This window comes from Hamadaea sp. NPDC051192, from assembly GCF_040682475.1.
Taxonomy (GTDB): Bacteria; Actinomycetota; Actinomycetes; order Mycobacteriales; family Micromonosporaceae; genus Hamadaea; species Hamadaea flava.
The window spans coordinates 19,192-28,581 of the sequence record NZ_JBFBAZ010000104.1 but is presented as its reverse complement, the minus strand read 5'-3'; the positions used below and the strand labels follow the sequence as shown (position 1 = coordinate 28,581).

Annotated in this window: 5 protein-coding genes; 1 reads left to right on the top strand and 4 read right to left on the bottom strand. The window is 69.4% G+C overall.

The window, feature by feature from the left end:
* Nucleotides 1-77: 77 nt before the first annotated feature.
* Complete coding sequence (locus tag AB0M47_RS31325; RefSeq protein WP_363420398.1) at nucleotides 78-866, bottom strand: HAD family hydrolase; 789 nt, start codon at nucleotides 864-866, stop codon at nucleotides 78-80.
* A 129-nt stretch (nucleotides 867-995) separates the two neighbouring features.
* Between AB0M47_RS31325 and AB0M47_RS31320 the strand changes: the two genes are divergently transcribed.
* The gene (locus AB0M47_RS31320; protein ID WP_363420393.1) at nucleotides 996-1,805 is read left to right on the top strand and encodes an SDR family oxidoreductase; all 810 of its coding nucleotides are present in this window, start codon (nucleotides 996-998) and stop codon (nucleotides 1,803-1,805) included.
* A 66-nt stretch (nucleotides 1,806-1,871) separates the two neighbouring features.
* Here the strand turns inward: AB0M47_RS31320 and AB0M47_RS31315 are convergent, their stop codons facing one another.
* From AB0M47_RS31315 to AB0M47_RS31305, 3 genes are all read right to left on the bottom strand, one after another.
* On the bottom strand, nucleotides 1,872-4,802 hold the full coding sequence (locus tag AB0M47_RS31315; protein ID WP_363420391.1) for a glycoside hydrolase family 48 protein: 2,931 nt from the start codon (nucleotides 4,800-4,802) through the stop codon (nucleotides 1,872-1,874).
* A 479-nt stretch (nucleotides 4,803-5,281) separates the two neighbouring features.
* Complete coding sequence (locus AB0M47_RS31310) at nucleotides 5,282-6,313, bottom strand: LacI family DNA-binding transcriptional regulator (RefSeq protein ID WP_363420388.1); 1,032 nt, start codon at nucleotides 6,311-6,313, stop codon at nucleotides 5,282-5,284.
* Nucleotides 6,310-9,108, bottom strand: a complete 2,799-nt coding sequence (locus tag AB0M47_RS31305) for a glycoside hydrolase family 3 C-terminal domain-containing protein (protein ID WP_363420387.1) — start codon at nucleotides 9,106-9,108, stop codon at nucleotides 6,310-6,312. The genes AB0M47_RS31310 and AB0M47_RS31305 overlap by 4 nt, the downstream gene beginning before the upstream one ends.
* Between the last annotated feature and the right edge of the window lie 282 nt (nucleotides 9,109-9,390).

The window sequence follows — 9,390 nt, the reverse complement described above, 5'->3', positions numbered from 1 at the left end:
GGCGAGGGGGCGGCGCGGAAGGGGTGGGGGCGGCGCGGAAGGGGAGGGGGGCGAGGGGGTGACGGGGAAGGGAGGGGTCAGTGGGGGAGGAGGGATTCCAGGATGACGGCTACGCCGTCGTCGTCGTTGGCCGGGGCGCGCAATGACGTCGCGGCGAGCACCGCCGGATGGGCGTTGGCGACCGCGTACGCCGTCCCGGCCCAGGCCAGCATCGGCAGGTCGTTCGGCGCGTCGCCGAACGCGACCACCTCGTCGGCGGTGACGCCCCAGGTCTCGCAGAGGACGGCCAGCGTGGCGGCCTTCGAGACACCCGCCGCCCCGATCTCCAGCGGCGCCCGCTCGGCCGACCAGGTGCATTCGATCAGCTCGCCGATCGCCGGGCGCAGCCGCTCCCACGCGCGGTCGGGGTCCGAGTCGGGCAGCCACACCATGAGCTTCACGAACGGCTCGGTCAGCAGGTCGGCGACGCTTTCGACGGTTTCGCGCCGATAGTCGAGCGCCGGCTGGTACCGGTAGCCCGGCTCGAACAACACGCGCTCCCCGGTCTCCACGGCGAAGCCGGAGCCCGGGACGATCGTCGTGATCTCCTCGATCACCTTTCGTGCGATGTCCAGCGGGAGCGGGTGCAGGATCTCCGGCTCCTCACCCACTCGGTAGAGGTTCGAGCCGTTGCCGCAGATCGCCAGGTCGATCAGCGGCTCGCCGCCGAACAGCTCGTCGATCACGCGAGCTGGGCGGGCGGTCGCGGCCACCACGCGCGTTCCGGCCGCTCGGACTGCTCTCAATGCTGCCTTGGTACGCGGAGAGAGCGTGACGTCGCTCCACAGGAGCGTTCCGTCGAGATCGGTGGCGACGACCTTCGGCATGATCACGTCTTTCACCCTACTGGGTCTCCGTCGACATTCTTACATTGCGATGAATCGAATTCATCCGCGATGCTCGCTGGGCCTGTCACAGAGTGTGACGCTTCGACGGCGTACGGGGAGGGGGTGGCTATGCCACATCGCTGGCTGGTCACAGGATGTTCGAGCGGGGTGGGCCAGGCGTTGGCCGAGCGGCTCGTCGACGAGGGCGAGCAGGTGCTCGTCACCGCGCGGCGAACCGAGACGGTCGCGCGGTTCGAGGGCCGGCCCAACGCCGTCGTCGCGCCTCTGGACGTCCGCGACGAGGAGCAGTGCCGCGCCGCGATCGACCTGGCGGTCGACCGCTTCGGCGGACTGGACGTCCTGGTCAACAACGCCGGGTACGGCCAGTTCGGCGCGGTCGAGGAAGTCTCGGCCGAGCAGGTGCTGGCCCAGTTCGAGACCAACCTGTTCGGGCCGTGGCGGCTGCTGCGCCTGGCCCTGCCCCAGTGGCGGGCCCAGGGCGGCGGGCACGCCCTGTTCGTCTCCTCGACCGCCGGGTTCACGCCCTATCCGGGGCTGTCGGCGTACACGGCGAGCAAGTTCGCCTTGGAGGGCCTGGCCGAGTCGCTCGCCCAGGAAGCCACTCACCTGGGCGTACGCGTGACGATCCTGCAACTGGGCGCGTTCGCCACCGGCTACGGCCGGGCCATGATCCAGCCTTCACGGCCGGTCGCGGCCTACGTCCCCGTCTACGGCGAGATGCGTACCGCCTTCGAACACTTCGAGCAGCTGCCGGGCCTGAACGATCCGGCCCTGTTCGCCGAGACGGTGGTACGCGTCGTCCGCGAGCCGAATCCGCCGTTGCGCGTACCAGTGGGTCCTGATGCCCAGGCGCACCTGACCGCGGCGCTGGAGCAGCGCGCGAAGCAGCTGGCCGCGGCCGGTGACGACTTCTTCTAGCCCCACCGCGGAAATGGGGTGGCCCCGCGTCGCTTCGAGCGCAGCGACACGGGGCCGGGGATAAGGTCAGCCGGTCGGGAACAGCGCGGCGTAGTCGGCGTATGCCATGGCGATGTCGCTCTGTGCCCAGAATCGGTGGTAGGTGAAGGTCGGCGCGGACCCGCCGTTCAGGTAGGACTGCACCGACGACCAGTTCGGGTCGTTCTTGTACCAGGAGCGGATGTCCAGGAACGACTTGCCCGACGCGATCGGGTCACCGTTGGCCATCGTCCCGGTCCAGCCGGACGGGATGTAGAGGCCCTGGTGGGTGGACGCGTTGTAGACGTCGTCGAACCGGTTGTAGTCCGACCGGGTCTCCGGTACGCCCACGCCCTTGCTGTCGCTGTTGGCGTACAGCGCGTCGATCAGCGCCTTGGCGGTGGTCTTCGCCGAGGCGTTGCCCGACTTGGCGGCGTAGTACATCAGCAGACGGGCGTATGCGGCGGCCACACCAGCGTCCGAGCCACGCGAGGTGATCGTGACGTGGAGGTTGGTGTTCGCCGCCGGCGACGTCGGGTTCCACGTGTTGGGCGCGCCCGACCACGACATGTCGGACGGGATCAGGAAGCTCGATCCGCTGACCGTCGTGTTCGCGATCGCCCACGTCGTCCACTTGTCCAGGATGGACTTCGCGGTCGCGTTGTTCGTCACGTAGTAGTACTCCGCCAGCCGCTCGAGCGACCAGGCCTGCATGCCGAACCACTGGTTCGACGGCGGGTCGTGGTAGACGGGCTGCTGGTCGTAGAACATGCCGTAGAACGTCGGGGTGCCGCTCGGCGGGGTGCCGTAGTTGCCGCCCCAGCTGTTCGTGGCGCCACCGGCGATGGCGCCCTCCGACGACTGGAGCCACTGGTAGAACTCCAGCTGCCGGGTGAGGCTGGTGGTCCAGTCCGCGTTCGCGGTCGGCGAGGTGGGCTTGAGGCCCGTGACGTTCGCCAGCGCGTACGCGGCCAGGGGGTTCTGGTAGCCGAAGTGGTTGAAGCTGGAGCCGATGCGCCACGACCACTGGTCGCTCATGCCGCCGCCCCAGGCGTAGTACCAGGAGAGCAGGTAGTGCTCGGAGTCCCGGCCGGTGCCCGCGGCACAGGTCGAGGCGCCGACGCAGTTCCCGATCTTCTTGAAGTACTTGTCGAAGAGGGCGTACCGGAGGTAGTCGCCCATCTTGGCGGCCTTGGCGACCGTCGTCGCGACGTCCGCCTGCTTGCCCTGGGCGGTCGACCACTGCAGCGCCCAGTACGCCGCCTCGACGGCGCGGGCGTCCGCGTCCGGCGCGTTGGTGTACTTCCACTGCTTGGCCGGGGTGCCGCCGTTCTCCTTGATGAACAGGTCGAGGTAGCCGTAGGTGCCACCCGCGGTGAAGTTCTCACAGCTGGGCTGCGGAACCGTCTCCCAGACCGACTCCTGCGGGCCACGCTGGAACGTGTTGATGTACGCCACCCGCGTGGTCTTGTCGCCGCAGTGCCCGTAGCCGTACTTGTTGTCGACGTCCAGCAGCCAGTGCATGCCGTAGATGTCAGACGTGCCGTACGTGCTGGTCAGCTCGGACTTGAGCGGGTCGGTGCCGACCGGGACGCTGGGCTCCAGCGTCGACGGGTACTGGTCCGGGTAGTCGTGCTCCGCGGCGTACTGCGGGGTGCCGGAAGCGCCGGAGGTGGGCTGGTCGGCGTGGGACGGGATGATGTACTTCTCCATCGTCGCCCAGGCCTGGTTGAACGGGGTCCAGTTCTGCGACACCCGGCCGTACTGCGCCTCGAGCCAGAGCCAGAAGCTGAACGCCTCGGACGTGGTCTCGTGGCCGTAGTCCGGCGCCTCGACGATCAGCGTCTCGATCGAGTGGTAAGGCACACCCTCGGGGGAGAAGTAGCCGTTCGCCGAGCTCTTGATCTTGTTGTACTGCTCCAGGAACCGCTGGACGTAGACCGGCTGGTCGTTGTCCGACTCGGTCACGGCGACGGTCGCCGCGGTGTACCCGGTGGCGGTGGCGGAGATCGTCGCGGTGCCGTTGGCGTTGTCCGCGTCTTCGGCCGCCGCGATGGTGATGTTCTGGTTGGTCGACCAGTTCGACGTGGTGAACGTCAGGGTCGCGGGGGTGACCGTGATGTCGGTGTCGCCGGCGCTCCGGGCCACGGCGACCGTGACGCTGGCCGTCGGCGCGGCCGACAGCTTCAGGCCGACCGTCGTCGAGGCGCCCTCGGTCACGGTGGCTGAGGCCGCGCTCGCCACGATCGACGGGCCGGTCGCGGCGTCCACGATCACGGTGATCTGGGCCGTGGCCGTCCCGCCCTGGTTGTCGTACGCCTTCGCCTGGAAGGTGTAGGTGCCGACGGGGAGCGCCGTCACCGACCACGAGTACGGCGAGGTGGCGTCCGAGCCCAGCAGGCTGCCGTCCCGGTAGAACTCGACGTTGGCGACCGTGCCGGGCGAGGTGTCGCTCGCCGAGGCCGCGATCGTGAACGCCGCCGGGGCGGTGAAGTGCGTGTTGGTGGCCGGGCTGGTGATGCTCACCGTCGGCGGGGTGTTCGCCCCGGTGCAGGCCACGCCGTTGATCTTGAAGTCGGTCGGCTTGCCGTTCGTGCCGTACCAGTTGGCGTTGAAGCCGATCGAGGTGTTGCCGTTGGTGGCGATGGCGCCGTTCCACGACAGGTTCGTCGCGGTGACCACGGAGCCGGACTGCGACCAGTTGGCCGACCAGCCCTGGATGTTGTTCTGCCCGTTCGGGAAGGTGAACTGCAACGACCAGGAGCTCCAGGCGTCGCCGAGGTTGCGCAGGGTCACGCTGGCGGTGAATCCGCCCTGGTTGTTGCCACCGTTCCAGTCGCTGGTCGAGTAGTCGACCTGACAGGAAACGGCGGCGTGGGCGGGTGCCGCGCCGGCGACGATGCCGGCGGCGGCCAGGACGGCCGACACGGCGAGCGCCAGGATGCGCCTGAGCCGGGTGCGGCGGGGGGTGAGCTTCATGCGTACTCCTCGCGGGGGATGTGGCGTGCAGGCCGCCGGGATGATGCAGGGGCCGGCGCTGGGCGGCGCCGGCCCCTTGGGCGGAATGCGTCTTATCCGGTGGAGCGGGTGGAGCCGGGTTCGGTGAAACGGGCGGATCCGTGGTGGCCGGACAGGCAAAAATCGGCCGCGATGTGAGATGCCCGGTCAGGGCTTCGCAGAATGTGGTTCTCGGGCATTACGATGTCTCCTGTCCGTGGAGCCGTGCGGCATGCGTCGTGCGGGGGACACCGGGGCGGATGTGGGCGCATCCGCCCCGCCGCATGTTCGCAGGCAGGCACGGTGTATTCACTTCTGGGAGCGCTCCCATATTGGTATAGGGAACTCCGTTGTGTTAGAGATTTAACCCTGTGGTTGGCCAGTTGTGAAGACCCTGTTTCCCCAGGTCCACAATGGACTTAAAAGTTGGCACACTCCGCTGACGAAGCTGACGCAGTAGATCAGTGAGTGATCGCGCCGGTCGACGAGCGTACGGTCAGGTTCGGCGCCAGCAGTGTCACATTAGGAACGACCACACCGTCCAACTTGGCCATCAGAAGCTCGACCGCCCGCCGGCCCACCTCGGAGGCCGGGATCGGGACCGACGTCAATGCCGGGGTGGCCCGTTCGGCGATCTCGTCCGGGCAGATGGCGACGACCGAGACGTCGTCGGGTACGCGACGGTCGAGTTCGCGCAGCGCGGTCAGGACATGGTCGACGGCCGCCTCGTTGTGCACGATCAGGCCGGTCGCGTGGGGCACCGAGCGCAGCGCTTCCAGGGCGGCGGCGTACGTCGGCTCGCAGGGACGGGCGACCGCGGTGACCCCGGCGGTCTTGGCCGCCTCCATCACGCCGTCGCGCGTACGCCGGGCGAAGCCGGTGTCGCGGTCGTAGACCACCTGCGGTGCGCCGAGCAGAGCGATCTCCCGGTGACCGAGGGCGGCCAGGTGCTGCACGCACGCCGCCCCGGCGGCCGAGAAGTCGAGGTCGACACAGGTCAGCCCCTCGGCCGAGGCCGGCAACCCGATGAGCACGCTGGGGCGGTCGAGTTCGAGCAGGGTCGGCACCCGGGGGTCGTGCGTCTCGACGTCCATCAGGATCAGCCCGTCGACGAGGGCGCTGCCCGCGATCCGGCGTACGCCCGCCGCACCTTCGTCGGCGGTCAGCAGCAGCACGTCGTGCTCCACGGAGCGGGCGCCGGTCAGCACCGACATCGCGAACTGCATCAGGATCGGCAGGTGCATGCCGGGGCGCAACGGCAGGGCCAGGGCGATGACGTTGGCCTTGTTGCTGGCCAGCGACCGGGCTCCGGCATGGGGATGGAAGCCCAGCGTACGGATGCTGGCCATGACCCGGTCCCGGGTGGTGGCCGAGATCGTGCGCTTGCCGCTGAGCACATAGGACACCGTGCTCGCCGCGACTCCGGCGTGCTTGGCGACGTCGGTGATGGTCACGACGTTGCCACGGGTACGTCCGGAGGAGGTTGTGGTCATCGGGCGAACACCAGTTCCTCGACGGTCGTGCCGACCGAGCCGTAGACGAGATAGAGGTCGTGCACGCCGTCCACGCTAGCGCTCGGCACCCGCTGCCCGGGAACCACCTTCGCCAACTCCGGCCCGGAGAACGGATCGTCCACGCGCACCGACACCGCACCGCCGTGACCGCGGATCTGCGTCGTGCGTACCCCGGAGAGATCGACGCCCTGGAAGCACAGCCAGGCGCCGTCCTCGACGGACTTGACCCCGTCGGCCGCTAGCGCGATGCCGCTGTACTCGTCGTTGTCGGCGGCCCGGACCGGCTGGTCCACGGCGCGGCGCGTGCCGATGACCGTGCCCCGGACGGCGAGCGTCGCGGTGAGCCGGATGTCGGAGCTGGAGCGGCCCACCATGAGCTTGTGCCGGGCGGCCTCGACCACGAGGCGGCCGGTGGTGACGTCCCAGAAGGCCAGGTCGTCGATGCTCACCGGCAGGCTCACCTCGCGCGACTCTCCAGGTTGGAGGGTGAACTTGGTGAACGCCCGGAGCTGCCGCAACGGCTGCTTGACCCGGGACCGCTGCTGATGCGAGTAGAGCTGGACGACCTCGGTGCCGGGCCGCGAACCGGTGTTGGTGACGGTGAACGTGGCGGTCACCGTCTCCCCGGCGGCGGCGCCCTCCGCAGATAGCCGCAGGCCCGCGTAGTCGAAGGTGGTGTAGGACAGACCGTGGCCGAACGGGTACAGCGGGGTGCCTCGGTAGTAGAGGTAGGTCGCGTCGTTGGCGACGATGTCGTAGTCGAAGATGTCCGGCAGCTCGCAGGCGCTGCGGTACCAGGTCTGCGGCAGCCGGCCGCCCGGGTCGGCCGCGCCGGTCAGCACGTCGGCGACGGCCCGGCCCAGCTCCTGCCCGCCGTGCGAGCTCCACAGCACCGCCGGGAGGTGCACCTCGGCCCAGCCGACCGCGTACGGGTAGCTGCTGACGAGCAGCAGCGCGGTCGAGGCGTTGGCCGCGTACACCTCACGCAGCAGGTTCTCCTGCGCCGGGGGCAGGGCCAGGTCCGCGCGGTCCTCGGTCTCCCGGCCGTTGATCAGTGGGTGGTTGCCCAGCACGACGACGGCGGCGTCGGCACTCGCGGCCGCGGCGGCGGCTTGGGCCGCGCCGTCGACCAGCAGCTCCACCTCGAACGGCACCGGCTGCGCGCCGAGGGTCAGGTCGGCCTGCAGACCGCCCAGTTCCTCGTTGCCCGGCGACGCGTGGTGACGGATCAGGACTGTGCCGTCGACCTGCTCGTCGAGCCGGAACATCTCCCGCACCGTCCACTCCGACGGGCCGTCCGAACTCGCGTCGAGCGTGCCCTTCGCGCCGCTACGCGCGATGTCCGCGGTCGGTCCGCCCACCGGGCCGTCGGCCTCCGCGCTGGTGTTGACCCGCACGAATCGCCCGGTCGCGGTCGAGCGCAGGGTTACGACTCCCTGGCCCCAGTCGAAGATGTCGTACGCACAAGGCACGTCGTCCAGGCGCGCCCCGGATTCGTCGACGCGCAGGTAACGGCCGTCCTTCTTGAGCGCGACGCGGTCGACGCCTTCCGCGAAGACGACCGTCGGGAACGCGTCGGCCAGCCCGGTCCGGACGGTCACGGCATACGGGAGCGTGCCGCTGTACCAGTCGGTGTGGTTGCGGTCGCCCAGCGGCCCGATGACGGCGACCGTCTTGTGCCGGGCCGGGTCGAGCGGCAGCAGCTTGCACTCCGACTTCAGCAGCACGATCGACTGCCGGGCAGTCTCCAGCGCCAGTTCCTGGTGCTCGGCGGAGTTGATGACGTCGGCGGTGATCTGGGCGTACGGGTTGTCCGCGGGCTCATCGAACTCGCCGAGCCGGAAGCGGACGGTCAGCGCGCGCTTGACCGCCTGGTCGACGTCGGACTCGTCGAGCAGCCCGCGCCGCATGGCTTCCCGCAGCCGGTCGATCGTGATGTGCGATTCGGCGTTCTGGTCGGTGAAGCTGTCGATGCCGGCCCGGACGGCCGCCCCGTGGCTCGTCGGGTGATCCGGGAAGTACGCCTGCTGCGCCGGGTCGGCGAGGTTGTTCGGCGCGTACGCGTCCGACACGACGAAGACCTCGTCGGAGGTCCAGGTACGCAGGTCGTCGTTGATGTGCGGGGTGACGTGCGCCGGGATGCCGTTCACGAGGTTGTAGGAGGCCATCACCGCGACGGCCGCCCCCGACGCGATCGCCCGCCGGTACGCCGGCAGCTCGTACTCCCGCAGCACGCGCGGGGTCAGGTTGCTGGAACTGAGGCAGCGGTCGGTCTCGTTGTTGTAGCCGAGGAAGTGCTTCAACGTCGGGGCCGTCTTCAGGAACCGGGGATGGTCGCCGCGCAACCCCCAGGCGTACGCCTCACCCAGCACCGCCGTCAGGAACGCGTCCTCGCTGTAGCCCTCCTCGTTGCGCCCCCACCGCGGGTCGCGCAGCGGATTGACGACCGGCGCCCACACGTTGAGGCCGCACCGGGTCGGGTCTTTGTGGTGCAGTCCGCGTACCTCGTCCCCGGTCGCGTCGCCCACCTTCGTGACCAGCTCGGGGTCCCAGGTCGCGCCGAGGCCGACCGCCTGGGGGAAGATCGTCGCCTCACCGAGCCAGGCCAGGCCGTGCAGCGCCTCGGTGCCGGTGGTGAATCGTCCGACGCCCAGCCGCTCGATCGCGGGCTGGTGCTGGTGGAGCAGGGCCAGCTTCTCTTCCAGCGTGAGCTGCCCGAGCAGGCTTTCGACGCGGCGCCGCAGCGGGACCGTGGGATCGCGGAAGTCGGTCATCGGGGGTCACCCTCCGTCGTGTGGGCGGGTTGTCGAAGCGCTTCAACAGAACGCGTTGTTTACGGTCGAAGCGCTTCGACGACTACGCCGAGGGGTTGATGTCAGATGTGTTTCGGGGACTTGTCCAGAAGGTCTACCGGAACCGCTCCCACGCCGTCAAGAGGCTGGTCGCCGTGCCGCTTCGTGCGCTGCTCCGGGGGCGCTCGGCGCGTTCCCGGGGCGTTTCCTGCCCGCTGCCGGGCGTTTTTTTGCGGGCCGGATCAGGGATCTCGGTCGAATCTT

What these genes read in the sequence shown, in the direction of transcription:
- AB0M47_RS31325 (WP_363420398.1), bottom strand. Translation starts at nt 866, where the DNA reads ATGCCGAAGGTCGTCGCCACCGATCTCGACGGAACGCTCCTGTGGAGC.
- AB0M47_RS31315 (WP_363420391.1), bottom strand. Translation starts at nt 4,802, where the DNA reads ATGAAGCTCACCCCCCGCCGCACCCGGCTCAGGCGCATCCTGGCGCTC.
- AB0M47_RS31310 (WP_363420388.1), bottom strand. Translation starts at nt 6,313, where the DNA reads ATGACCACAACCTCCTCCGGACGTACCCGTGGCAACGTCGTGACCATC.
- AB0M47_RS31320 (WP_363420393.1), top strand. Translation starts at nt 996, where the DNA reads ATGCCACATCGCTGGCTGGTCACAGGATGTTCGAGCGGGGTGGGCCAG.
- AB0M47_RS31305 (WP_363420387.1), bottom strand. Translation starts at nt 9,108, where the DNA reads ATGACCGACTTCCGCGATCCCACGGTCCCGCTGCGGCGCCGCGTCGAA.